The sequence below is a fragment of the Dellaglioa sp. CoH-57-MRSF-22 genome (assembly GCF_056781895.1).
The window spans coordinates 1-446 of record NZ_JBXAXT010000086.1 but is presented as its reverse complement, the minus strand read 5'-3'; the positions used below and the strand labels follow the sequence as shown (position 1 = coordinate 446).

Genomic DNA, 446 nt, shown 5'->3' with positions numbered 1-446 from the left:
ACTTCGCTACGCTCCGTGGGCGCTGCGCGCTACAATCACGGGCGCAGCCCGTTCCGCTGCGTAATAACGCCACCCATAGAGGGAGGACCTGAATCGTAATAACACCAAAATACGTGTTTTTCTACTGTTGAAACAATTTCCATTATATTTCACTGGAATCGATGTNAAAAAGCCCCGCCTGAGGGGTATGTACAGGAAGGGCTTTTAGAGGGTGTTTCCGTTGAAATATAATGGAAAAAGTTGAGGTCTATCCGGGTACATTGGTCCACAGCCGCTCCCCACATCCGGGGCAGTAGTTGAGGGGTAGCCGGGCGCTCACGGTCGGCGCGTCCATGTAAATCTCGTCGGCCCAGACATGCGCCGTGAACGGCAGTTCGTCTCCCTCACTGACCGCGAACCGACCGCCCTGTGTATCCAAGAACGCACGGAACTCGGTCATGATCATG

The 446-nt window shown here is 54.2% G+C and carries 1 protein-coding gene; it reads right to left on the bottom strand.

Annotation, left to right across the window (positions count from 1 at the left end; all coding sequences use genetic code 11):
* Window positions 1-247: 247 nt before the first annotated feature.
* A partial coding sequence (locus tag AC1RPR_RS08295; protein WP_481763483.1) for a hypothetical protein occupies window positions 248-446 on the bottom strand: 199 nt, incomplete at its 5' end.